Raw genomic sequence first — 22030 nt, forward strand, 5'->3', positions numbered from 1 at the left:
GTCAGAAGCCGAAGACGGGGACGAAGCGGAACGTGAGGTAGGCGCCGACGGTCGCCAGCATCGGGACGACGTTCTGCATCAGGACGACCCGCGCGGTCGTCCCGGGGTCGAAGAGGTCCGACGCGCTCGGGATGTCCTCGGGCTCCTCCTCGCCGATTTCCGGCACTTCCTCGTCGCCCTCCTCGTCGGCGGCGAGCCCACCTACAGAGACGGGAACCTCGCCCTCGCCGCGGACGGCGTCGGGAACCGAGACGGGCCGCGTCGCGCGCCCCCAGCCGAGGCCGACGATGGACATGGTGGCGATGACGACGAAGCTCGCGGGGATGCCGATGGCCGACAGGAAGATGACCAGCGACGCGCTCACGACCGCGACGACGATGGCCGCGGTCAGCGGGAGTTCCGTGATGTCGCTGCCCATCGTTTCGAGCGTGCGGCGCGCGATGGTGAACGCGCCGATGCCGACCGCCACGCAGCCGATGACGATGGCTGGGTTCATCTCGAGGACGCCGCTGCCGACGAGCGGCGCGATGGCGTTGGCGACGTTGCTCGTCCCCGAACTGAACGCCATCAAACACCCGATGGCGATGACCGTCGTGACGCCCCACAGCTCGCGGCGGTTCGTCGTCTCCGTCGGCCGCGGCACCGGGACGACGCCCGACCGGTCGAGTTCCAGCAGGTCGCCGCCGCTGCGCTCCATCGCGATGAGCCGGTGGAGCCGCGCGTAGAAGTATCGGCCGACGACCAGCGACACCCAGAAGCCGATGACGGGCGCGACCAGCCACCAGATGGCGATTTCGCCGAACACCGCCCAGTCGAGGGCGTTCTGGGAGACGCCGAGTCCCGCGATGGCGCCCACGGCGGTCATCGACGTGGAGGCGGGCACGCCGAAGAAGTTCCCGACGAACAGCGCCAGCCCGACGAAGAACAGCACGCCGATGCTGGCCTCCAGCGTGAAGATGCCGGGGTTCGTGACGAGCTCGCGCCCGAGCGTGTCCACGACGCGGCGGCCGAGCGTCCACGCGCCGACGGCGAAGAACACGGTCATCAGCAGCGCCGCGACGGGCTTCGAGATGGCGTCCGCGCCGACCGCCGGCCCGAACGCGGGGCCGGTCGTCGACCCGCCGACGTTGAACCCGACGAACATCGCCACCAGGATGCCCACGAGCAGCAGGACGCTAATCACGCCGCCACCCCGCTGTCGGTCCGCGTGACGAGCGCGCTCATTTGGGCTCGTCCTCGTCGGGTTCGACGTCGTCTCGCGACCGCTTCTCCTCCTCGCCGTCCTGGTCTTCGCCGTCCTCGTCGCCGTACCGCTCCTCGACGGCTTCGACTTTCTCCTCGACGGATTCGTCGGTCTCGGCGTCGCCCGTCGTCTGCTCCACCGTCTTCTCGACGGTCTTCTCCACCGTCTCCTCGACAGTCTCCTCGACAGTCTCCTCGACAGTTTCGCCGACTTTCTCCTCGACCGTTTCACCCACAGTTTCTTCGACGGTTTTCTCGACGGTTTCCTCGACAGTTTCGCCGACTTTCTCCTCGACTGTCTCGCCCACTGTCTCCTCGACAGTCTTCTCGACGGTTTCCTCGACAGTCTCGCCGACCTTCTCCTCGACCGTCTCGCCCACCGTCTCTTCGACGGTCTGCTCGACTGTTTCGCCGACTTTCTCTTCGACTGTCTCGCCGACCGTCTCCTCGACGCTGGCCTCCACGGTCTTGTCGACGGTTTCGCCGACGGACTTCTCGACGGTCTCTTCGACGGTTTCCTCGACTGTTTCGCCGACCTTCTCCTCGACCGTCTCGTCGACGGTCTCGCTGACGGTCTCCTCGACGGTGTCGGTGACCGCTTCGGTCATCCAGTCGGGGTCGAAGCGCGCCATCTTCCACGCGATGTGCACGACGTACGACGCCAGCACGCCCAGCCCGAACGCCAGCCCGGTCCGGGTGCCGACGACCGAGAACAGCGCCACCGAGACGAAGATGAGCACGCCGTACACGAGGTCGGTGAGACTGTCCACGCGGTTCGGGTTCATGCACTCACCTCCGACTGCGCGAACGCGCCGCCCGCTGTGCAGGTCGTTTGCAAGCCACGCGACCGTGTGTAGCCCGGCGCTAACGGGCTACGGTGGACGAGAAATGTGATACTAACACGGAGGGCGCGCACGGAGAAAGGGATTCCGATGGGTGGGGTCTCCCGGCAACGGGTGTCCGCCCTGCCCGAGGCCGCTCGACGCTGAAACTCGGCTATCGGCCCGCCGCCGCAGTCCCACACCCCAACCGATAAGTAGCCGGTTGTATCACTAGCGAATATGTCGTTCGACTCGTTCGCCGACGCCGACGAAGCACAGGTCACGCGCGCAATCGCCCGCCAGTGGACAGAGGAGTTCATCGACGACACCGAGACCGACGTCATCATCGTCGGCGGCGGCCCCTCCGGGCTGATGGCCGCCAAGGAGCTCGCCGAGCGCGACGTCGACGTCACCGTCGTCGAGAAGAACAACTACCTCGGTGGCGGGTTCTGGCTCGGCGGCTTCCTGATGAACAAGCTCACCGTCCGCGCGCCCGCCGACGACGTCCTCGACGACCTCGGCGTCCCCTACGAGTACGACGACGAGACGGAGGGGCTGGCGGTCGCGGACGGCCCGCACGCCTGCTCGTCGCTCATCAAGGCCGCCTGCGACGCCGGCGCGCGCATCCAGAACATGACCGAGTTCACGGACGTCGTCGTGCGCGACGACCACGAGGTCGCGGGCGTCGTGATGAACTGGACGCCCGTCCACTCGCTCCCCCGCGAACTCACCTGCGTCGACCCCATCGCCGTCGAGTCCGACGTGGTCGTCGACGCCACCGGCCACGACGCCGTCGTCGTCTCCAAGCTCCAGGAGCGCGGCGTCGTCGACGCCGAGGGCATCGAGCACGCCGACGAGCACAACACGGGCATGGACAAGACCGCGGACGGCGAGTACGGCGCGCCCGGCCACGACTCCCCCGGCCACGACTCGATGTGGGTCGCCGACAGCGAGGACAAGGTCGTCGAGCAGACCGGCAAGGTCCACGACGGCCTCGTCACGGCCGGCCTCTCCACGGCGACCGTCCACGGCCTCACGCGCATGGGGCCGACGTTCGGCGCGATGCTGCTCTCCGGGAAGGCCGCCGCGAACGCCGTCATGGACGAACTCGGCACCGACGAACCGCGCGTCGACCTCCCGTCGCGGGCCGCGCCCGCCGCCGACGACTGATGCGCCCCGTCGCCCTCACGATTGCGGGCTCGGACAGCGGCGGCGGCGCCGGCGTACAGGCCGACCTGAAGACGTTCGAGGCCTGCGGCGCGTTCGGCGCGTCCGCACTCACCGCCGTCACCGCTCAGAACACCACCGGCGTCACTCACAGCACCGTCCTCGACCCCGAGACGGTCCGCGCGCAGTACGACGCTGTAACCTCGGACTTCGACGTCGCCGCCGCGAAGACCGGGATGCTCGGGGACGCCGACGTGGTCGCGGACGTCGCCGACGCTCTCGGGGAGGCTGACTTCCCGGTCGTCGTCGACCCCGTGGTCGTCGCGCAGTCCGGCGACCGCCTGCTCACCGAGCGCGGCGTCGACGCCGTCCGCGACGACCTGCTCCCGGAAGCGACGGTCGCCACGCCGAACGTCCCGGAGGCCGAACTGCTCGCCGGCGTCGAAATCGAGGACGAAGCCGACCTCCGCGAAGCCGCCGAGGCCGTCCGCGACCTCGGCCCCGACGCGGTCCTCCTGACCGGCGGCCACCTCGACGGCGACCCCGTGGACGTCTACGCCGGCGAGACGATGCGGGCGTTCTCCCGCGAGCGCGTCGACACCGACGACACGCACGGCTCCGGCTGCACGCTCTCGGCCGCCATCGCCGCCCGCCTCGCCGCCGGCGACGACTCCGAGCGTGCGGTCGAGCGCGGCGTCGACGCCGTCACTCGCGCCATCGCGTCGGACCTCTCGCTCGGGTCGGGCGCTGGCCCCGTCGACCACGCCGCAATCGTGGACGGCCAGCGCGCCGTCCCGGACGGCTCGCACGCGACCGGCGACGTGGCCGAGTCCATCGAAGCGGTCCGTGACGCGGTCGCCGCGCTCGAACGCGAGTGGCCGCCCGAACTCGTGCCCGAAGTCGGGACGAACGTCGCTGTCGCGCCCGCCGACGCCGCCACGCCTGAGGACGTGGTCGCGGTCGACGGCCGCCTGCACGCGACGAAGCGCGGCGTCCGCGCCGCGGGCGGCGTCGCGCCGGGCGCGTCCAGTCACGTCGCGCGCTTCCTGCTCGGCGTCCGCGAACGCGACCCGCGGGTTTCCGCGGCCGGGAACGTCCGCTGGAGCCGGGAGCGCGAGGCGGCGCTGCGCGAGCGCTGGGACGTCGAGCGCATCGACCGCACGGACGAACCCGAAGACGCCGACGGCACGATGGACTGGTCCGCGCGCGAAGCGATGACCGACCGCGAGGCCGCGCCCGACGCCGTCGTCGACCGCGGCGCAGTCGGGAAGGAAGCGATGATTCGCGTGGTCGCCGAAGACGCCGACGCGCTGCTGGAGAAGCTCAGCGAGGTCGCGTCACTCGAACGTGACGCCGACGTCGTGTAGGCCGTCGTTGTGGAGCGCGAGGTCCACCAAGAGCGGCGTCAGCGACTCCACCTCCGCGGCGTTCGCCAGCGGCCCGGCGTCCAGCGCGCGGAGGCCCTCGATGCCCTCCGCCAGCGAGACGACGTTCTCCTTGGCGTCGCCGTCGTCCCCGACGACGAGCGTGTCGAGGTCCAGTTCCACGTCGAGGTTCGCCAGCCGGTCGGCCGCGAGGTTCTGGAACGCCCCCACCACGGGCACCTCGTCGGGCGCCGTCTCCGCGACGAGCTCGGTGACGCTGCCCGCGCTCGGCGGATTGTAGTCGAAGCCGCCCTCGCGCTTCTTCATCCCGACCGCGGGCGACACGAGCAGGGTGTCCTCGTCGATGCGCTCGGCGATTTCGGCCACGAGGTCCGCGACGTGGTACGGCGGCACCGCCAGCACCACGACGTCCGCGCGGTCGGCCGCCATCTCGTTGGCGAACCCCGTGATCTTCTCGTCGACGCCGCGGCTGTCCAGCTCGGTCTCGTACTCCTCGGCCTTCCCGCGGGCGCGCTCGGGGTCCCGCGAGCCGACGACGACCTCGTGGTCGGTGTCGTACGCCCACCGCAGCGCCAGCCCTTCGCCGATGTCGCCAGTCCCGCCGAGTAACGCGATTCGCATACCTCACTGTCTCCCGGCGCGCGGTTAAGAATTGTGTGGGCACCGCCGCGCCCGCCGGCCGGAGAAATAATTTACGACATAAACCATTAAGTTTCGGAGTGCGCTGGGTCGAGTCGCATGCCAACACTCGACAGGCGAACGCTGTTGAAAGCGCTCGGCACCGGTGCGGCGGCCGCCGTCGCCGGCTCCGGGAACGTCGCGGCTGCCGGCGCGCCGGCCGGCGGCGACGACGCGTACTGGACGACCGGCGAGCAGTACGGCGTCGGCACCGTCGCCGACCACGCGGCCGACGACCACTCCCGCGTCTGGTACACGCTCACCGAGGGCGCGCTCGCGCAGGCTCGCTTCCCGCGCGCGGACCTGACGAACGTGCGGACGCTGGACGTGCTCGTCGCCGACCCCGACAGCGAGTACGCCGCCCGCACGTTCCAGGTGGACCGCACCGGCGACGGCCTCGAACGAACGACGGAGCCGATAGCCGACGACGCGCTCCTGTTCCGACAGACGGTGACCGACCCCGAGCGCGGCTGGGAGGTGGCCGTGGAGTACGCCGCCGACCCCGCCGGCGACGCGGTGCTCGCCGACGTCGACTTCGACGGCGCCGGCGACGAGTACGACGTCTACGTCGTCTGCGACCTCGCGCTCTCGAACTCCGGGTTCGGCGACGACGCCACCGTCCGCCAGCTCCGCGAGGCGAAGGGCAACGGCGAAGCGAAGGGCGGCGGTAAGGGCAACGGCAAAGCGAAGGGCCGCGGCCCCGCGTACGCGCTCACCGCCCGCGACACCGGCGAGAACGACGACCGGGCCGTGATTCGCGACGAGAACGGCGACCCGTACAACGTCGCAATCGCGCTCGCCGCGCGCAGCGGCTTCGAGTGGGCGAGCGCCGACGTGGTCGGCGGGGACAGCCTCTCCCCGCTGCTCACGGCCGGCGACGCCTCGACGGCCTACGAGAGCGCGTCCGGGAACGTCGCGCTCACCGCGCGCATCGGGTCCGGAGCCGCGCTCTCGGAGACGGTGGCGCTCGGGTTCGCCGAGGACGCCGACGAAGCCGCCGCCCTCGACGAAGCCACGGGCAGCCTCCAGCGATCGTTCGACGCCACGCGAGCGAAGTACGCGAAGTCGTGGCGGACGTGGCTGCGCGGCGTCGACGCGCCCGCGTCGGTCGCCGGCGACGACGTCCTCGAACCCCAGTACAACTTCGCCGCGATGGCGCTGAAGGCCGCCGAGTCAAAGCAGTTCCCGGGCGCGGGACTGGCGGCGCTGTGCGTGCCGTGGGGGACCGAAGTGCAGGCGAACGAGCCCAGCGACTACGGCTACAACTACGTCTGGGGCCGCGACCTCTACCAGTCCGCGACCGCCTTCGAGGCGATGGGCGACGTCGAGTCGATGCGCGCCGCCGTCGAGTACCTCTACGGCGTCCAGCAGCGCGAGGACGGCTTCCTCCCGCAGAACACGTACCTCGACGGCCGCACGCGCTGGGGCGGCGAACAGCTCGACGAAATCGCGTTCCCGAGCCTGCTGGCCCACCAGCTCGTCGAGCGCCACGACCACGACCTCGCGGACCTCGACTTCGACTACGCCGACGTGAAGGCGTCCGCCGACTACGTCGCCGCCCACGGCCCCGAGACCGGCCAAGAGCGCTGGGAGGAGGAGAGTGGTCTCTCGCCGTCGACGACCGCTGCGGAAATCGCGGGGCTGGTCGGCGCCGCGCACCTCGCGGCCGACGCCGACGCCCGCGAGGACGCGCTCCTCTACCTCGCGCTCGCGGACCACTGGCAGGCCAACACCGAGGCGTGGATGGCGACCGAGACCGGCGCGGACGGCAACGAACCCACGCCGTACTACGTCCGCGTCAACGACGACCGCGACCCCGACGACGGCGCGCCGCGGAGCCTCGCCAACGGCGGGCCGACGCTCGACGAGCGCGCGGTCGTCGACGCCGGCTTCCTCGAACTCGTCCGCCTCGGCGTGAAGCCCGCCGACGACCCGGTCGTCCAGAACTCCGTCTCCGTCGTGGACGACGCCATCCGCGTGGAGACGCCCCACGGCCCCGCGTTCTACCGGTACAACGGCGACGGCTACGGCGAGCAGGACGGCTCCGGCCAGTACCGCGCGGGCGCCCCGTGGAGCCTCGACAACGCCGGGAAGGGCCGCCTGTGGCCGATTTTCACCGGCGAGCGCGCGGAGTACGAGCTGCTCGCGGGCGACGAGGACCCCGCGGCGCTGCTCCGCACGATGGCCGGGTTCGCCAACGACGGCCGGATGCTCCCCGAGCAGGTCTGGGACCGCGAGGAGCCGACCGCGTTCGGCTGGGAGTTCGGCGAAGGAACGGGCTCGGCGACGCCGCTGTCGTGGAGCATGGCGCAGTTCGTCCGGCTCGCGCACTCGCTGGACGCCGGCGAGCCCGTGGAGACCCCGGCAGCCGTCCGCGACCGCTACGCCGACGGCGCGGCGCCCGAGGGGCCGTCGCTGGACGTGTCGTTCCCGCCCCGTGTCGTCGGCGAGCAGCCCGCGACCGTCTCCGGCACCACGGACGCCGAGGAAGTCGTCGTGAGCGCGCTCGGCGACACCCGCAGCGTCCCCGTCGAGGACGGCGCCTTCGAGACCACCGTCGAACTGCCGGACGGCGAAACCCGCATCACCGTGGTCGCCGCGGACGGCGGCGACGTCGCGGCGGCGGGCACCACGGTCGCCCGGAAGACCGTCGCGTACGCCGACGTCGGCGACCCGATTGCGGAGTTCGACGACGCCACCGGCGACGACCACGGCCCCGGCCACTACACGCACCCGACCGCGGACGTCTTCCAGGACGGCGTCTTCGACGTCGACACCTTCGGCGTCTACGAGACCGACGCGACCGTCCAGTTCCTCGTCTCGCTGGCCGGCCCGCTCACGAACCCGTGGGGCGGCAACGGGTTCAGCCTCCAGTCCGTGCAGGTGTACGTCAGCGACCCCGCCGCCGACGACGGCACCGTCGACGCCCGCGAGGGCGTCAACGCCACCTTCGAGGCGCCCTACCAGCAGCGCGTGTTCGTCGAGGGGTGGAACCCACCGCAAGTCGAGGCCGCCGACGGCACGACGGTCACCAGCGACGTGTCCGTCTCCGCGTACCAGTCGCTGGACGCGCTGAAAATCGAGGTGCCGAAGCGCGCGTTCGGCGGGTCGCTCGCCGGCAAGCGCATCGCGCCCCTGCTGCTCTCCCAAGAGGGGAGCGCTCCGGGCCGCATCCGGCAGGTGCAGGCGTCGAACTCCGGCTACTACTTCGGCGGCGCGCGCAACGACAACGCGCCGAACGTCGTCGACCTCGTGACGCCCGAGGGCGTGACGAACGCCGACGCGCTCGCGTACACCGACACGGAGACGGCGACGATTCCGTACGTCGACCTCTGAGCTACCCGACGTGGGTCTCGACGTCCACGCCCGTGAGCTCGCCGAGTTCCTCCCACTCGTCGTCGCGGGCGTGGCGGCGCTCGACGGTCACGCGCTCGTCGCTGGTCTTCGGCGTCGTGAATCGGAACAAGACGTTGTCCGCTTCGAGGTCGCGGCCCTCGGCGTAGAACCCCCGTTCGCCTTCTTCTGCTTCCTCGAGTTCGACGTCGTGCTCCCACTCGTCGTCGACCTCGACGTGCACCGGGCCGGCTTCCTGCTCGCGGAGAATCGTCACGAGTTCGTCCATGCGGGTGGCTGCGGCGGCCAGCGTGTTATGCGATGTGGCCGCGCTACCGCGGCTGGACGACCTCGGGGAGGTCGTTGACGGAGTCCAGCACGCCGTCCGCGCCCGCGTCCTCGTACTTCCGGCGGCCCTCCGGCCCCGTCAGCCCGCCCGTCAGCACGCCGAACGCGTAGTACGTCCGGTCGGGGTCCGCTTCTCGCGCGTTCAGCACGGTCTCGACGTCGTCGAGCGTGTCACCGACGAACGCCACGCTGTCGGCGCCCGCGCGTTCGGCGAGCGCAATCAATGCCCGCGGGTGCGGTTTCCCCTCCTCCCAGTCGTCCATCGTGAACCGGTACTCGTCGGGCACGTCCAGCCCCACGCGCTCCAGCGCGATTTCGGCCTCCGCCTCGGGCCGCCCGGTCAGCACGCCGACCGGGAACCGGCTGGTGAGCGCGTCGACGGTCTCCGGCGTCACGATGACCGGCTCGTCGTTGATGTACCCCTCCTCTTCGGGGAGGTCGGGCTCTGCGCCCTCCAGTTCCTCGTAGAGGTCGCTGCCGAGGTAGAGCTGCTGGAACACCTCGCGGAGCCGGTCGGGGCGCCAGTCCTCGCGCACGCGCTCGACGCCGCCCGGGTCGAGGTGGGACTCCACGACCTCCTCCGCGCCCGCGAGCCCGCCGCCGTGCGCGGCTATCTGGTCGGTGAACTCGCCGACGTCGCCCGCGTACCCCTCGCGCTTCGCGAGCACGAACAGCGCCGCGGCGTCGGTCAGCGTCCAGTCGTTGTTGAACCCGCCCGCGTCCTTGAACTGCTGGACGGCGGCCTTCTCGATGGTGTCCCCGTAGACGTACTGGACCGACTCTACGATGGCGCGCCGGTAGGAGTCCGCGACGTCCACGAGCACGCCGTCGACGTCGAGCACGACCGCGTCCACTTCCATGTCCCGACCGACGCGGCCCGCCGAAAAGACAGTTACGTCCCCGGACGCCCCGAATCGCCGCGCTCCCGCGCGACGTACAGCGTCCCCGAAGCGACGGTCCGGCGCTCGACGGGAACCGCGGGCTGGTCGCCGCCCAGCGTCGTGAACAGGCACGCCGCGTCCGCCGCCTCCGCCACCGCTACGAGCGGCCGGTGGAGTTCGGGCGGGCAGTTCAGCGCGTACACGGCGTCCGCGTCCGCGTACACCGCAGAATCGGGCTCGATCACGTCGTCGCACGCGAACGCCACGCCCTCCGGGACTTCGCGCTCGCGGACGTCCGTCGCGGTCACGTCCCGCCCGCGAGCCGCCAGCTCGGCCGCCACGTCCGGCCGCCGGCCCACGCCGACCTCGACGAGCCGCCGGTAGCCGGCCAGCAGGTCCACGACTGCGGGCGGGTTGCTCATGCCGGGATGTTTATATCTCGCGGCGCTTAACGTCGTCCCAATGCGGGTCGACATCGTGCCCGTCGGCGACGTTCCCGCGAACGTCAAACGCGAGGCCTCTGCGAGCCTTCGGAGCATCTACGACTGCGACGTCGTCGTCGCGACAGAACAACCCGTCCCCGAGAGCGCGTACGACGACGCCCGCGGCCAGTACCGCGCCGCCGAGTTCATCGACGTCGCCACCCGCGCCGGCAACGGCGACAAGACCATCGCCATCACGCCCGAGGACCTCTACTACCGCCGCCGCAACTACGTCTTCGGGCTCGCGTACCTCGACGGCCGCGGCTGCGTCGTCTCCACGTACCGCCTCCAGACCTCCAGCGACGGCGGCTTCTCCGAGCGCCCCGCCAGCGACGTCTTCGCCGACCGCGTCCGCAAGGAAGTCGTCCACGAACTCGGGCACACGCTCGGCCTCGAACACTGCGACAACAACCGCTGCGCGATGAACTTCTCCCCGACCGTCCGCGAAGTCGACCGCAAGGAACAGCACCTCTGCGGGAGCTGCCAGCGAACGGTCTTCTGAACGACCTTTTACGCTGCGCGCGCCTTCGGCGCGCTCGGTAAAAGCTCGGCCAAAAGCACTCCTCGCTCCCTACGGTCGCTCGTCGGCCCGAGCGCTCACTGCGTTCGCGCTCGGTGAACCGCGTCGCTCGGGTCCGTTGGACCGCTCGCTCGCGGATGCTCGGTATCGGTTGCTTCGCTCTGCCGTTCCTGTGTTCGGTGAATCCCGCGACGAAGAACTGACTGCGACCGTACCGCGACTAGGGGAGTAGCGCGGCGAGCGCGCTCCAATCGACCAGCGAGCGACCGGGCGAGTCGTTCCCGTTGCCCGCGTCGTCGGGCGGGCCAGCGTCGCCACCGCTGTCGGCGCCACCGGCGTTAGCGTCGCCGCCGTCGGCGTCGCTGCCGTCGTTCGTCTCGGTCGTGTTCGCGTCCGAGTCGTTGCCGGGCGCGTCCACGCTGGGGCCGGCGGTGTCGTCGTCCGTCGCGTTGCCGGCGTCACTGTCGTTGCCGGGATTGGCCGGCGCGTTCCCGGGCGCACCGGGCGCGTTCCCCGGGCCGCCGTCAGTCTCGTTGTCCTCGTCGGCGCCGGGCACGTCACTCGGCGGGCCGCCCATGCCGTTGCCGAACGGCGGCCCCGCGCTGCGGTTCCCGGGCGGGCCGGCGATGTCACGGGCGATGGCCGCGACCTCGGGGCCCGAGAGGTTGCTCGCGGACGTCCGCAGCCGGTCAAGCGCCGAGACGTTCACGCCGTGGGCTTCGAGCTCGCCGGCGGGCAGGCTACGGGCGGTGTCGGCGGTCTCGTTGCTCATCGCTTGCAGCGTCGAAATCCGGGCCGCGAGCCCCGCCACCTCGCCGCGGTAGCGCCCCGGGGGGATGTTCTCGCGGGCCGCCTCCAGTTCCTGCTTGCGCTCGCGGAGCTCTTCGAGGCGCTGGTCGAGGGTCCGCGTCTGGTTGGCGACCACCGACGCCTTCGAAGCGTTCGAGTTCGCGGCCCTGAGCCGCTCCCTCAGCGACCGCTGCTCGACCTCGCCCTCGACTTCGGCGCCCTGCACGCCGACGACGCCGGCGAGCCTGGCGCCGGGCGCCGTCTCTGTCTCGTTGTCGGTCCCGTTCGCTGCGTCCTCCTCCTGCGTCATCACGGCGTCGGCCGCCGCCGACCCGTCGGCCGTCGACGCGGCGACCGCCATCGGCGCCGCGGCGCCGACGACGAGGAGCGCAGTCACGAGCAGTACGGTCGCTTTCATCTCGACCGGTCGTTGGGCGTCCCGGGGCTTATACCCGCGGGACCGTGGACGCGACTTCCGTACAATTAACGCCGATTAAGTCGGGTTAAGCGGCTCTCCGGGCGGAACAGCCGTCTCGGGCGATGGGTCACGAGAGTCTCCTCGGAAAAACCGCGAGTGGCGCGTCGGCGCGCTACTCGGTCGTGTAGTAGTACTCGCCGTCGCGCTTCTGCTGCTTGTCGAGCTGGCTGCCGGGCTTGTTGATGCGCGGGCGGCCGAGGTTCTCGTCGCGGCGGAAGGTGACGTCGAGGTTCGCGAGGAACTCGTTCATGCCCGAGCGCATCGGCTGCGGCGTCGAGGCGCGGCCGTGTTCGGCGGGCTCGCCGTCGAACACCATCAGGCGGTCGCTCACGAGGTCGATCATGTAGATGTCGTGGTCGATGACCATCACGGTGGTCTCGCGGTTCTCCGCGAACCGCCGGATGGCGCGGGTCGCGAGCACGCGCTGCTCGACGTCGAGGTGCGCGCTCGGCTCGTCCAGCAGGTAGAGGTCGGCGTCCTTCGACAGCGTCGCGGCGATGGCGACGCGCTGGCGCTCCCCGCCCGAGAGGTCCGTCAGATTCTGTTCGAGAATCGGGTCGAGCTGGAGCGGGTCGCCGATTTCGGTGTTCCAGTAGCTCGTGCCGAAGTCGTCGGTGATCGAGGAGAGGAACGCGTCCACGCGGATGTGCTGGTCGGCCTCGACGTACTGGGGCTTGTACGCGATGTCCAGCCCGACGTCGAGGTCCGCGCCCGCCTCGCCGGCGACGCTCGTCGCGTCGAGGTCGCCCGCCAGCAGTTGGGCGAACGTGGACTTCCCGATGCCGTTCGGGCCGACGACGCCAAGCACTTCGTTGCGGTTGATGTCGCCGCCGTCGACGGACAGCGTGAACTCGCCGTCGCCGTAGGACTTCGTGAGGTCCGGGTACGAGACCAACGTCTCCGCCGTCGAGGTCTCCCGGGGCGCGTGCTCCTCGAACGTAATCGCCTCCGGCCGGATGCGCATGTTCTCGTTGTCGAGGTAGCCCTTCAGGTACTCGTTGATGCCGTTGCGCACGCTCTTCGGCGGCGTGACGACACCATATACGGAGGGCTCACCGTACGCGACGTGGATGGAGTCCGCGAGCAGGTCCAGCACGGCGAGGTCGTGTTCGACGACCAGCACGGCCTTGTCCTCCTCTTCGGCGAGCTCGCGGACGATGCGCGCGGCGGTGACGCGCTGGCCAATGTCGAGGTACGGCGTGAGCTCGTCCACGAAGTAGAAGTCCGCGTCGCGGGCCAGCGTCGCCGCCAGCGCCACGCGCTGGAGCTCGCCGCCCGACAGCGAGTCGATGGACTGGTCGATGACCGGGCGAATCGAGAGCCGGTCGACGAGGTCGTCGAGGACGCCCCGTTCGTCCGTGCGTTCGAGTAGTTCGCGGGTGGTGCCGTCGAACTGGTCGGGAATCTGGTCGACGTACTGGGGTTTTCGCGCGACGTCGATGTCGCCGGCGCGCACGGCTTCGAGGTAGTCCTGGAGCTCGGTGCCGCGGTACTCGTCGACGACCTCGTCCCACGATGGTTCGTCCTCGTGGCGGCCGAGGTTCGGCGTGATTTCGCCGGCGAGAATCTTCACCGCGGTGGACTTCCCGATGCCGTTCGGGCCGAGCAGCCCCGTGACCTTCCCGGACTCCGGCACGGGGAGGCCGTACAGCGAGAACGCGTTCTCGCCGTAGCGGTGCGTGGGCTCGTCGTCGAGCTCCTGCGGGAGGTTGATAATCTCGATGGCGTCGAAGGGACACTTCTCGACGCAGATGCCACACGACTCCCCGAGGCAGATCTCCTCGCTGATGCGGACCTGGTCGGGGTCGCCGTCCTCGGCCTCCTCGCCGCGCAGCGTGATGCACTCCTTGCCCGTCCGGTTCGGCGGGCAGTAGTTCGAACACTCGTAGTTACATCGGTCGGGCTGACACCTGTCGAGGTCCACGACCGCGATGCTGTCGTCGGCCATCGTTAGAAGGTGATGCCTTCCGAGAGCAGTACGCCCCACGTGATGAACCAGAGGGCGAACGACATGAAGCCGACGTAGAGGTGGTCTTTCGCCGAGAAGTCGGTGACGTCGACGCCGGTCGCGCGCATCAGCCCGAGTTCGACGGCGACCACGCCGAGCAACACGAGCAGCCCCGTGCGGCTGGTCGCGTCGGCGACGACCGCCTCCGAGGCGAACGCCGCGGCGACGCCGCCCAGAGTGGCGATTGTGGTCACCTTCAGGCTGCGCCGGTGGGCAGCCGTCGGGTCCACTGTTTCTGTCATACCCACACGTCCGAGAGCCGCGCTCAAAAGGTGTTCGCTTGCCGAACGACCCATCGCGGTGCCCGCCGCCCGTGGGAGTAGCTCCCGCAGTTTTAAGCGCGTGGAGTGTTTCGAAACGTAACGATGGCTGAAGACGACAGTGTGCTGGAGGACCTCCCGCCGAGCGCCAAGCTCGTCTACAAGGTGCTCGAGTACGACGGCCCCCTCACCCAGAAGCGAATCGTCGAGGAAACCATGCTGTCGGCGCGCACCGTCCGGTACGCGCTCGAACGGCTCGAAGACCGCGGCGTCGTCGACGAGGACATCTACTTCGCCGACGCCCGCCAGAGCCTCTACCAGCTGACCCGCGAGAAGGAAAGCGAGGACGCGTCCGCCGACGCCGAAGCCGCCTAACTCACTCGTTCGGCACGACCGTAATCGTGCGCTCGCGGTCGATGGCGCGCTCCAGTTCCTCCGCGATAGCCGACCCCCGAGAGACCTGGATGTCGCCGCCGCGGCCGACCGTCGCCGTGAACAGGTACTCGCCGTCCGCCTGCACTTCGACGGTCTCGCCCGCGCGGTCGCCCGACAGCGGGAGGATGATGTGCCGGGACGTGACCTCCGGGGTCACGACCTGGCCGGCCGTCGTCGCGCCGCCGCCGCCCGCGGTCTCGGTGGTGCGCTCGTCGAGCGTGCGCACGTCGATGTTGATGCCGAGGCGCTCCTCGATGTCCGAGATGCGGCCGCCGCCCTTCCCGATGACGTGGCTGATCTCGTCCTCGGAGACGTACACCACGGCCTCGTTCGGGCCGCGGATGTCCACCTCCACGGGGCCGCGGGTCGCGGCCTGAATCTCGCGTTCGACCTCCTGCTTCGCGAGCTTGTCCACGCCCGACTCCGGGGCCTCGTCGGTCTCCTCGAGGGGGACCGTGACGACTTGCCGGTTGAACGTGTAAATCTCGTAGGCGGGCGTCCCGGTCGCGAAGTCCTTGACCTGGATGACCGGGCGCGCGAGGTCCTCCTCCATCAGGCCCTCGGGCACCTTCACCTCGGTCGTCACGTCGTAGACGGTCTCCACGTCGCCCTCCTCGATGTAGACGACCGTGTCCACGATTTGGGGAATCATCCCGAGCTCGACGCGGCCGACGAGCCGCTGGAGCGCGTCGATGGGCCGGGTGGCGTGCACGACGCCGACCATCCCGACGCCCGCCAGCCGCATGTCCGCGAACACCTCGAAGTCGTCGGTCTTCCGCACCTCGTCGTAGATGGTGTAGTCCGGCCGCACCATCAGCAGGGAGTCAGCGGTCTTGGACATCTCGCCGCCCAGCTCCGTGTACTGGGTGACCTCCTTGCCGACCTGCAGGTCGCGCGGTTTCTCCATCGTCTTCACGACGTTGTCGTGCTCGGAGAGGAACTCCGCGACCGCCTGCGCGAACGTCGACTTCCCGGCGCCCGGCGCGCCCGCGATGAGCACGCCGCGGTCCCGCTCCAGCAGCCGCTCGCGGAGCTCGTCGGCGTGCTCGTAGTCCTCCATCGTCGTCTTCACGATGGGCCGGACGGCCGTGATTTCGACGGCCTCCGAGAACGGCGGCCGCGAGACGGCGATGCGCATGTCCCGCACCTGCGCGATGGTCATCCCCTCCTCGGAGAGCTCGACGAACGCGTCGTCGGCGCGCTTCGCGGTCGTCACCACTTCGTTGGCGTACTCCTCGATGGTCTCGCGGTCGATCTCCTCGTCGCCCGCGGGCTGGTACTGGATGTCGCCGACCTCGCCGCGCTTGACCATCGGCACCATCCCCTCCTTCAGGTAGACGCTCATCGTGACCTCGTCGAAGTACTGCTCCAGGCCGAGCTCGCCGAGCTCGCGTTCGAGCGGTTCGAGGTACTCCACGTCGATGCCCTTCCCCTTCGCGACTTCGGCCTGCACGATGTCGCTGGTGAGCAGGCGCGCGTCGTGGTCCATCGCCACGTCGCGGATGATGGCGTCGATGGCGCCCGCCGCCGCGCGCTGGATGTCCTCCTCGCCGGCGCGCTCGCCGACGTACTTGATGCTGATTTTGCCGTCGTCCGCGAGTTCGACGAGCCGCTGGAGCTCCTCGAGGGCGTCCCACCCTGTCTGTCGGCCGCTGTTCGCCTGCGCTTCGACCTCGCCGACGACCGCCTCCGGAATGTAGACGGTGTCGCCTTCGTACTCGCCGTCCTCGACCCGCTTGGAGATGCGGCCGTCGACGACGACGCTCGTGTCGGGCACGATGTTCATGTTGGCTCGGAATACGCGTCGCCGGGTTGATAAGGCGTGTGACCGGTGGCGTTCACAGCACGGCGCCGCGGACGCCCCAGACGAACGCGATGCAAGCGACGGCCGCGGCGACGAATCCGGCGGCGAGCGCGACCGCCGCCCGACTGCGAGCGACGGCTATTGCTCGCGCGCTCCTGCCCGTCGCCGCCGCGGCGGCTCGCCCCGCGAGGAACCCGAGCGCGCCCAGCCACAGGCCGTACTCGACGCTCACTCTCACGGAGCCGTGCGGGACGCCCGCCAGCGTCGCGCCGAGCGAGTACCCCGCCACCGCGAGCGCGCCGACGCCGACGGCGACCGCCAGCCCGCCGCGCTCGTAGGCCACCAGCGCCGTCGCCGCAAGCGCCGCCCCGAGGACGCCGTACGCCCAGAGGAACTGGAGTTCCAGCACGGTCGCCATCGTTGCGGGCGTGTTCGCCGCGAGCACACCGCTCGCCGCCGACGTGGCCGTCCACCACAGCCACGTCGCGGCCGCGAGCGCCGCCGCCGCGACCGCCGCGCTCCGCAGGCGGTCGAGCGACGCCGCCCGGTCCCGGCCGAGCAGGAGCGCGCGAGCGTTCATCGTCGGGCCGTTCGTCCCGCCGGCCCAAATAACCACTCGCGGCGACCCGCTGCCGCCCGCATCTTTACGGGGCAGCCGGTCGTCTGTGGCGTCGATGCGACGCCGCGACGCCCTCCGAGCCGGCGGGGTCGCCGTTCTCGCGGCGACCGCCGGCTGCTTCGACGTGCCGTTCGAGCGCCCCCGCGTACTCGACGTCCAGAACGGCACGGACCGCGCGTGGACCGTGGACGTCGTGGCGGGAGCGAACGGGGAGACGCTCGTCGACCGAACGGTGACGGTCGAAGCCGACGAGGTCGACCGCTTCGACGTGGAGTTCCCCGGACCCGGGCTGTTCTACGCGACCGAATACACGCTCGCCGCCGACGTCGAAGAAGGCGGCGCAGCCCGCGACTCCCGGTCGGTGACGGGCCGAGACGGCTTCGACGCGCTCGTCGTGTCCATCCGCGACGGGGGCGTCGTCGAACTGGACTTCGAGGACGCCGTGTAACGGTCGCGAGCCTGCCGACGGGTAAACTAAGGCGTCGCCGCACGACGCTCCGGTGTGTCCGAACTCCGCGACCTCACCGAACGCCTCGTCTCGATTCCGAGCCACGACGACGAGACTGCCGCCGGCGACGCCGTCGCGTCGTGGCTCCACGAGCACACCGACGCCGACGTGACCCGGGACGACGCCGGGAACGTCATCGCGTGGCGCAACGCCGACGCCGACGGCGACAGTCTCGCGCTCGTCGGCCACCACGACGTCGTGCCGCCGGACGAATCACAGACGGAGGACAGCGTTGCGACGGAGTCGCAACGAGACGGAGGCGGTGAAACCGCCGTTGGCGACTACGTCGTCTACGAAGAGGACGGCCGTCTCTACGGGCGCGGGACGGCCGACATGAAGGGTGCGGTCGCCGCGATGCTGCTGGCGTTCCGGGACGCCGAGCCGGACGGCCCGCTGGCGTTCGCGTCGTTCGCCGGCGAGGAGCTGGGCGGCGTGGGCGCCCAGCACGCCATCGACGCGGGGTTCGCGCCCGACTACGCCGTCGTCGGCGAGGGCTCGACCGGATACTCCGAGTCGGGCGTCGTGGACGTCGCCGTCGCGCACAAGGGCCGGCGCGCCAGCACCGTCACCGCCGACGGCGAGGCCGCGCACGCCAGCGAGGTCGAATCGGGAGAGAACGCGGTCTACCGTGCCTGCGACGCGGTGGACGTGCTCCGCGACCTCGACGCGCCCGAGGCCGACGTGCTCGGGCAGCATCTCACGGGGAGCGTCGCGGTCACGGAAATCGAGGGCGGGACGGCGTGGAACGTGATTCCCGAAACCTGTGAGGTCACGGTCGACGAGCGCACCGTCCCCGGCGAGCGCGCGGACGTCGGCGCCGTCGAGGACGTGGCGGGCGTCTCGTGGACGGTGGAGCAGGACCTCCCGCCGATGGCCTGCGACGACGCCGAGTTCGCCGATAGCGTGCTCGACGCCGCGCGGGACGTGCAGGACGGCGCCGGCGAACACGTCGCTAAGCCCCACGCGACGGACGCGGGCTGGCTCGCGGCGGCGGGGACGACGTGTCTGGTCTGCGGGCCGGCCGAACAGGGGGAGGCGCACACGGCCGACGAGAGCGTCTCGCTGGACGCGCTCGCGCGGTGTCGACGGGTGTACGCGGCCGCGGCAGAACGAGTTCCGGGAGGGCAATCCTGATAGGCCGCGCCGCGCACGCCTAGGGTATGTCGACGCAGGCCTCCGAGGAGACCCCGGACGCGTACGAGGCGCTCCTCGACCACTACGAGCAGATTTCGAACGTCAACGCCGCCGGCAGCATCCTCCAGTGGGACCAGGAAGTGATGATGCCGGAGGGCGGCACGCCCGCTCGCTCGAAGCAGAAGTCCGCGCTCTCCTCGCTGTCCCACGACCTCCTCACCGAGGACAAGGTCGGGGAGTGGCTGGACGAACTCGACGACGCGGACCTCACCGACGAGCAGGAAGCGGTCGTCCGCGAGATTCGACGCGAGTACGAGCGCGCCGACCGCGTGCCCAGCGACCTCGTCGCCGAGATTTCGGAGACGACCTCCGAGGCGCTCCCGAAGTGGAAGGAAGCCAAGGAAGAAGACGACTTCTCCGTGTTCGCGCCGGTTCTGGAGGACCTCATCGAGCTGAAGAAGGAGTACGCCGAGCACATCGACCCCGACAAGCCCGCCTACGAGGTGCTGTTCGCCGACTACGAGCCGCACCTCTCACTGGACACCGCCGAGCGCGTGCTCGAACGGCTCCGCGAGGAGCTCGTGCCGCTCATCGAGGACGTCCGCGCCAGCGACGTGGAGCTCGCTGACCCCTTCGAGGGCGACTTCGACGTGGACACGCAGGAGGAGCTGGCGCGGGACGTGCTGGACACGCTCGGCTACGACTTCGAGCACGGCCGCATCGACACCGCGCCCCACCCGTTCTCCACCGGGAACCAGTTCGACGCGCGCGTCACGACGCGCTTCAGCGAGGACGACCCCGTGGACGCCTTGATGAGCACGATTCACGAGTTCGGGCACGCCCGGTACACGCTCGGCCTGCCCCGCGAGCAGTACGGGAACCCGCTCGGCGAGTCCCGCGACCTCACCGTCCACGAGTCCCAGAGCCGCCTCTGGGAGAACCACGTCGGGCGCTCCCGCGTCTTCTGGGAGAAGTTCCTGCCCGCGATGAAAGAGCGCTTCCCGCAAATCGAGGACGCCACCCCCGAGGAGGCTTACGAGGCCGCCAACGAGGTGTACGAGGACAACCTGATTCGCGTGGAGGCGGACGAGCTCACCTACCACATGCACATCATCGTGCGCTTCGAAATCGAGCGCGAGCTCATCGAGGGCGGCCTCGACGTCGAGGACGTGCCCGAGCGCTGGAACGACAAGTACGAGGAGTATCTCGGCGTCCGCCCCGAGACTGACGCGGAGGGCTGCCTGCAGGACATCCACTGGAGCCACGGCTCCTTCGGCTACTTCCCGACGTACTCGCTGGGGAGCGTGCTCGCCGCCCAGATCTACGACGCCCTCGAGGACGACGTCGGCGACGTGGACGAGAAGGTCCGCAACGGCAACTTCGACGTCATCGCGGACTGGCTCGAAGAGAACGTCCACCAGCACGGCGCGCGCTACACCACGCCCGAACTCGTCGAGGAAGCCACCGGCGAGGCGTACAACGCCGACCACTTCGTGGACTACGTCACCGAGAAGTACGCCGACCTCTACGACCTCTGAGGTCGCTCGCCTGATTCCGGCGAGACCGTCGCCGGCCGGGTGGCTTTTTCCGCGCTGCGGACGCAGTGAGCGTATGCGCGCAGCAACCTATCAGGGTCCCGGCGAGATCACCGTCGAGGACGTCCCGAAACCGGAAGTCGAATCGCCCGAGGACGCGGTCATCCGCGTCACGCACACCGCGGTCTGCGGGTCGGACCTCTGGTTCTACCGGGGGGAGAGCGACCGCGAGGAGGGGTCGCGCGTCGGCCACGAGCCGATGGGCATCGTCGAGGAAGTCGGCGACGACGTGACCTCCGTCGAGCCCGGCGACCGCGTGCTCGCGCCGTTCGCCATCTCCTGCGGGGAGTGTGAGTTCTGCCGGAAGGGCCTGTACACGTCCTGCGTGGCCGAGGAGTCGTGGAGCGGCGAGAACGGCGGCGGGCAGGGCGAGTACGTGAAGTGCCCGCACGCGGACGGCACGCTCGTCCGGGTGCCCGACCGCTACGCCGACGACGAGGACACGCTCGAATCGCTGCTGCCGCTGACGGACGTGATGGGGACGGGCCACCACGCCGCGGTCAGCGCGGGCGTCGGCGAGGGCGACACCGCCGTCGTCATCGGGGACGGCGCGGTCGGGCTCTGCGGCGTGCTCGCCGCCCAGCGCCTCGGCGCCGAGCGCGTCATCGCGATGGGCCACCACGAGGAGCGCCTCGAACTCGCCGAGGAGTTCGGCGCGACCGACACCATCGCCGCGCGGGGCGACGAGGCCATCGAGCGCGCGAGGGAACTCACGCACGGCGGCGCGAACCACGTCATGGAGTGCGTCGGCGCGGCGTCCGCGATGGATACGGCCATCGCTATCGCACGGCCTGGCGGGACGGTCGGCTACGTCGGCGTCCCGTACGGCGTCACCGAGGAGGGCTTGGACGTGTTCACGATGTTCAGCGAGAACATCACGCTGAACGGCGGCGTCGCGCCGGTCCGCGCGTACGCCGAGGAGCTGATGGACGACGTGCTGCAGGGGACGCTGGACCCGTCGCCCATCTTCACGAAGACCGTCGGCCTCGAGGATGTCGACGAGGGCTACCGCGCGATGGACGAGCGCGAGGCCATCAAAGTGCTCGTGAAGCCCTGACGTTCAATCGGGCTGTCACCTCGATAGTTTCAAGTAGTGGTATGGCATAGCGTACCACGTATCATGTCGAGCGCATCGACCCCGGACGACGACTCGCTTCTGGACGAGTTCCTCGAAGACCGCGGCCACGAGACGCAGACGTGGGAAGAGAGCTACAACAAGAAGCAGTGTCCGGAGTGCGGTGGGCTCCACGACGGCAACGCGCGAACCTGCGCGGTGTGCGGGTGGTCGCCCGCCTGACGCGGTTCGTTCGACGGCCAGCACGCATAAGACGAACCCCGAGAAAGGTTGGCGTGAAGTTATGCCGGAGTGCCAGAACTGTGGGTCGTTCGTGACCGACGCGTACGCGAGAGTGTTCACGCCGAACGAACAGGGCGCCCCGCGCGTGTGTCCCAACTGCGAGGACAAGATTCGCGACGGCGCGGAAGTCCGGGAGGCGAGGTCTACGCGGCGGACGTAGCCCTTCCTGTCTGCGTAGCGGAGAAT

Annotated in this window: 22 protein-coding genes; 11 read left to right on the forward strand and 11 right to left on the reverse strand. The window is 70.1% G+C overall.

Annotated features, from left to right (window positions below):
- Nucleotide 1 precedes the first annotated feature (1 nt).
- Nucleotides 2-1183: an inorganic phosphate transporter gene (locus ABSL23_RS05425; protein WP_353634963.1), complete on the reverse strand. Its 1182-nt coding sequence runs from the start codon at nucleotides 1181-1183 to the stop codon at nucleotides 2-4.
- A 37-nt stretch (nucleotides 1184-1220) separates the two neighbouring features.
- Nucleotides 1221-2027: a hypothetical protein gene (locus ABSL23_RS05430; RefSeq protein WP_353634964.1), complete on the reverse strand. Its 807-nt coding sequence runs from the start codon at nucleotides 2025-2027 to the stop codon at nucleotides 1221-1223.
- 276 nt (nucleotides 2028-2303) lie between these two features.
- Between ABSL23_RS05430 and ABSL23_RS05435 the strand changes: the two genes are divergently transcribed.
- The gene (locus ABSL23_RS05435) at nucleotides 2304-3233 is read left to right on the forward strand and encodes a sulfide-dependent adenosine diphosphate thiazole synthase (protein ID WP_353634965.1); all 930 of its coding nucleotides are present in this window, start codon (nucleotides 2304-2306) and stop codon (nucleotides 3231-3233) included.
- Nucleotides 3233-4597: a bifunctional hydroxymethylpyrimidine kinase/phosphomethylpyrimidine kinase gene (thiD, locus tag ABSL23_RS05440; RefSeq protein ID WP_353634966.1), complete on the forward strand. Its 1365-nt coding sequence runs from the start codon at nucleotides 3233-3235 to the stop codon at nucleotides 4595-4597. Before ABSL23_RS05435 ends, thiD begins: the two co-directional genes overlap by 1 nt.
- On the opposite strand, the gene npdG is transcribed toward thiD, so the two are convergent.
- Nucleotides 4568-5236, reverse strand: a complete 669-nt coding sequence (npdG, locus tag ABSL23_RS05445; protein ID WP_353634967.1) for an NADPH-dependent F420 reductase — start codon at nucleotides 5234-5236, stop codon at nucleotides 4568-4570. The two genes, thiD and npdG, sit on opposite strands and share 30 nt — an antisense overlap.
- A 117-nt stretch (nucleotides 5237-5353) precedes the next feature.
- On the opposite strand from npdG, the gene ABSL23_RS05450 reads away from it, so the two are divergent.
- Nucleotides 5354-8629, forward strand: a complete 3276-nt coding sequence (locus ABSL23_RS05450) for a glucodextranase DOMON-like domain-containing protein (RefSeq protein WP_353634968.1) — start codon at nucleotides 5354-5356, stop codon at nucleotides 8627-8629.
- 1 nt (nucleotide 8630) lies between these two features.
- Here the strand turns inward: ABSL23_RS05450 and ABSL23_RS05455 are convergent, their stop codons facing one another.
- Genes ABSL23_RS05455 through ABSL23_RS05465 form a run of 3 tightly spaced genes read right to left on the reverse strand, consistent with a single transcriptional unit; the run spans nucleotide 8631 to nucleotide 10277 of the window.
- A complete protein-coding gene (locus ABSL23_RS05455) occupies nucleotides 8631-8915 on the reverse strand; it encodes a hypothetical protein (protein WP_353634969.1) in 285 nt (94 codons plus the stop codon).
- A gap of 43 nt (nucleotides 8916-8958) precedes the next feature.
- Entirely contained in the window at nucleotides 8959-9834 is an 876-nt protein-coding gene (locus ABSL23_RS05460) for a TIGR01548 family HAD-type hydrolase (RefSeq protein WP_353634970.1), read from the reverse strand.
- Nucleotides 9835-9866: 32 nt separating this feature from the next.
- On the reverse strand, nucleotides 9867-10277 hold the full coding sequence (locus tag ABSL23_RS05465; RefSeq protein WP_353634971.1) for a UPF0146 family protein: 411 nt from the start codon (nucleotides 10275-10277) through the stop codon (nucleotides 9867-9869).
- Between the two features lie 40 nt (nucleotides 10278-10317).
- Here ABSL23_RS05465 and ABSL23_RS05470 point away from each other — a divergent pair, with 40 nt between their 5' ends.
- The gene (locus ABSL23_RS05470; protein ID WP_353634972.1) at nucleotides 10318-10839 is read left to right on the forward strand and encodes an archaemetzincin family Zn-dependent metalloprotease; all 522 of its coding nucleotides are present in this window, start codon (nucleotides 10318-10320) and stop codon (nucleotides 10837-10839) included.
- 238 nt (nucleotides 10840-11077) lie between these two features.
- On the opposite strand, the gene ABSL23_RS05475 is transcribed toward ABSL23_RS05470, so the two are convergent.
- The 3 genes from ABSL23_RS05475 to ABSL23_RS05485 all read right to left on the reverse strand — a co-directional run bounded on the left by ABSL23_RS05475 (nucleotide 11078) and on the right by ABSL23_RS05485 (nucleotide 14374).
- A complete protein-coding gene (locus tag ABSL23_RS05475; protein ID WP_353634973.1) occupies nucleotides 11078-12064 on the reverse strand; it encodes a hypothetical protein in 987 nt (328 codons plus the stop codon).
- A 172-nt stretch (nucleotides 12065-12236) separates the two neighbouring features.
- A complete protein-coding gene (locus ABSL23_RS05480; protein ID WP_353634974.1) occupies nucleotides 12237-14072 on the reverse strand; it encodes a ribosome biogenesis/translation initiation ATPase RLI in 1836 nt (611 codons plus the stop codon).
- A gap of 2 nt (nucleotides 14073-14074) precedes the next feature.
- Nucleotides 14075-14374 carry a hypothetical protein gene (locus ABSL23_RS05485; RefSeq protein ID WP_059055264.1) on the reverse strand — a complete coding sequence of 100 codons (300 nt, stop codon included), beginning with the start codon at nucleotides 14372-14374 and terminating at the stop codon, nucleotides 14075-14077.
- 123 nt (nucleotides 14375-14497) lie between these two features.
- Here ABSL23_RS05485 and ABSL23_RS05490 point away from each other — a divergent pair, with 123 nt between their 5' ends.
- Nucleotides 14498-14767 carry a winged helix-turn-helix domain-containing protein gene (locus tag ABSL23_RS05490; RefSeq protein WP_058984599.1) on the forward strand — a complete coding sequence of 90 codons (270 nt, stop codon included), beginning with the start codon at nucleotides 14498-14500 and terminating at the stop codon, nucleotides 14765-14767.
- A 1-nt stretch (nucleotide 14768) separates the two neighbouring features.
- Here the strand turns inward: ABSL23_RS05490 and ABSL23_RS05495 are convergent, their stop codons facing one another.
- Both ABSL23_RS05495 and ABSL23_RS05500 read right to left on the reverse strand, forming a co-directional pair.
- Nucleotides 14769-16613, reverse strand: a complete 1845-nt coding sequence (locus ABSL23_RS05495) for a PINc/VapC family ATPase (RefSeq protein WP_353634975.1) — start codon at nucleotides 16611-16613, stop codon at nucleotides 14769-14771.
- A 52-nt stretch (nucleotides 16614-16665) separates the two neighbouring features.
- Nucleotides 16666-17211, reverse strand: a complete 546-nt coding sequence (locus tag ABSL23_RS05500) for a hypothetical protein (protein WP_353634976.1) — start codon at nucleotides 17209-17211, stop codon at nucleotides 16666-16668.
- A 94-nt stretch (nucleotides 17212-17305) separates the two neighbouring features.
- Between ABSL23_RS05500 and ABSL23_RS05505 the strand changes: the two genes are divergently transcribed.
- The 6 genes from ABSL23_RS05505 to ABSL23_RS05530 all read left to right on the forward strand — a co-directional run bounded on the left by ABSL23_RS05505 (nucleotide 17306) and on the right by ABSL23_RS05530 (nucleotide 22004).
- On the forward strand, nucleotides 17306-17698 hold the full coding sequence (locus ABSL23_RS05505; protein WP_353634977.1) for a hypothetical protein: 393 nt from the start codon (nucleotides 17306-17308) through the stop codon (nucleotides 17696-17698).
- Nucleotides 17699-17752: 54 nt separating this feature from the next.
- A complete protein-coding gene (locus ABSL23_RS05510) occupies nucleotides 17753-18892 on the forward strand; it encodes a M20/M25/M40 family metallo-hydrolase (RefSeq protein ID WP_353634978.1) in 1140 nt (379 codons plus the stop codon).
- Between the two features lie 26 nt (nucleotides 18893-18918).
- Nucleotides 18919-20430, forward strand: coding sequence for a carboxypeptidase M32 (locus tag ABSL23_RS05515; RefSeq protein WP_353634979.1), 1512 nt, complete (start codon nucleotides 18919-18921; stop codon nucleotides 20428-20430).
- 73 nt (nucleotides 20431-20503) lie between these two features.
- The gene (locus ABSL23_RS05520; RefSeq protein ID WP_353634980.1) at nucleotides 20504-21544 is read left to right on the forward strand and encodes a zinc-dependent alcohol dehydrogenase family protein; all 1041 of its coding nucleotides are present in this window, start codon (nucleotides 20504-20506) and stop codon (nucleotides 21542-21544) included.
- Between the two features lie 63 nt (nucleotides 21545-21607).
- Nucleotides 21608-21784, forward strand: a complete 177-nt coding sequence (locus ABSL23_RS05525; RefSeq protein WP_353634981.1) for an HVO_0416 family zinc finger protein — start codon at nucleotides 21608-21610, stop codon at nucleotides 21782-21784.
- A 61-nt stretch (nucleotides 21785-21845) separates the two neighbouring features.
- The gene (locus tag ABSL23_RS05530; RefSeq protein WP_169793378.1) at nucleotides 21846-22004 is read left to right on the forward strand and encodes a hypothetical protein; all 159 of its coding nucleotides are present in this window, start codon (nucleotides 21846-21848) and stop codon (nucleotides 22002-22004) included.
- The last annotated feature ends 26 nt before the right edge of the window (nucleotides 22005-22030 follow it).

Source organism: Halobacterium sp. NMX12-1 (assembly GCF_040435975.1).
Taxonomy (GTDB): domain Archaea; phylum Halobacteriota; class Halobacteria; order Halobacteriales; family Halobacteriaceae; genus Halobacterium; species Halobacterium hubeiense.

Excerpts from the sequence above, each read along its gene's own strand:
- thiD (WP_353634966.1), top strand. The coding sequence starts at position 3,233 with ATGCGCCCCGTCGCCCTCACGATTGCGGGCTCGGACAGCGGCGGCGGC.
- ABSL23_RS05530 (WP_169793378.1), top strand. The coding sequence starts at position 21,846 with ATGCCGGAGTGCCAGAACTGTGGGTCGTTCGTGACCGACGCGTACGCG.
- ABSL23_RS05465 (WP_353634971.1), bottom strand. The coding sequence starts at position 10,277 with ATGAGCAACCCGCCCGCAGTCGTGGACCTGCTGGCCGGCTACCGGCGG.
- ABSL23_RS05435 (WP_353634965.1), top strand. The coding sequence starts at position 2,304 with ATGTCGTTCGACTCGTTCGCCGACGCCGACGAAGCACAGGTCACGCGC.
- ABSL23_RS05490 (WP_058984599.1), top strand. The coding sequence starts at position 14,498 with ATGGCTGAAGACGACAGTGTGCTGGAGGACCTCCCGCCGAGCGCCAAG.
- ABSL23_RS05475 (WP_353634973.1), bottom strand. The coding sequence starts at position 12,064 with ATGAAAGCGACCGTACTGCTCGTGACTGCGCTCCTCGTCGTCGGCGCC.
- ABSL23_RS05515 (WP_353634979.1), top strand. The coding sequence starts at position 18,919 with ATGTCGACGCAGGCCTCCGAGGAGACCCCGGACGCGTACGAGGCGCTC.
- ABSL23_RS05460 (WP_353634970.1), bottom strand. The coding sequence starts at position 9,834 with ATGGAAGTGGACGCGGTCGTGCTCGACGTCGACGGCGTGCTCGTGGAC.
- ABSL23_RS05485 (WP_059055264.1), bottom strand. The coding sequence starts at position 14,374 with ATGACAGAAACAGTGGACCCGACGGCTGCCCACCGGCGCAGCCTGAAG.
- ABSL23_RS05455 (WP_353634969.1), bottom strand. The coding sequence starts at position 8,915 with ATGGACGAACTCGTGACGATTCTCCGCGAGCAGGAAGCCGGCCCGGTG.
- ABSL23_RS05470 (WP_353634972.1), top strand. The coding sequence starts at position 10,318 with ATGCGGGTCGACATCGTGCCCGTCGGCGACGTTCCCGCGAACGTCAAA.
- npdG (WP_353634967.1), bottom strand. The coding sequence starts at position 5,236 with ATGCGAATCGCGTTACTCGGCGGGACTGGCGACATCGGCGAAGGGCTG.
- ABSL23_RS05495 (WP_353634975.1), bottom strand. The coding sequence starts at position 16,613 with ATGAACATCGTGCCCGACACGAGCGTCGTCGTCGACGGCCGCATCTCC.
- ABSL23_RS05520 (WP_353634980.1), top strand. The coding sequence starts at position 20,504 with ATGCGCGCAGCAACCTATCAGGGTCCCGGCGAGATCACCGTCGAGGAC.
- ABSL23_RS05480 (WP_353634974.1), bottom strand. The coding sequence starts at position 14,072 with ATGGCCGACGACAGCATCGCGGTCGTGGACCTCGACAGGTGTCAGCCC.
- ABSL23_RS05450 (WP_353634968.1), top strand. The coding sequence starts at position 5,354 with ATGCCAACACTCGACAGGCGAACGCTGTTGAAAGCGCTCGGCACCGGT.
- ABSL23_RS05505 (WP_353634977.1), top strand. The coding sequence starts at position 17,306 with ATGCGACGCCGCGACGCCCTCCGAGCCGGCGGGGTCGCCGTTCTCGCG.
- ABSL23_RS05525 (WP_353634981.1), top strand. The coding sequence starts at position 21,608 with ATGTCGAGCGCATCGACCCCGGACGACGACTCGCTTCTGGACGAGTTC.
- ABSL23_RS05430 (WP_353634964.1), bottom strand. The coding sequence starts at position 2,027 with ATGAACCCGAACCGCGTGGACAGTCTCACCGACCTCGTGTACGGCGTG.
- ABSL23_RS05500 (WP_353634976.1), bottom strand. The coding sequence starts at position 17,211 with ATGAACGCTCGCGCGCTCCTGCTCGGCCGGGACCGGGCGGCGTCGCTC.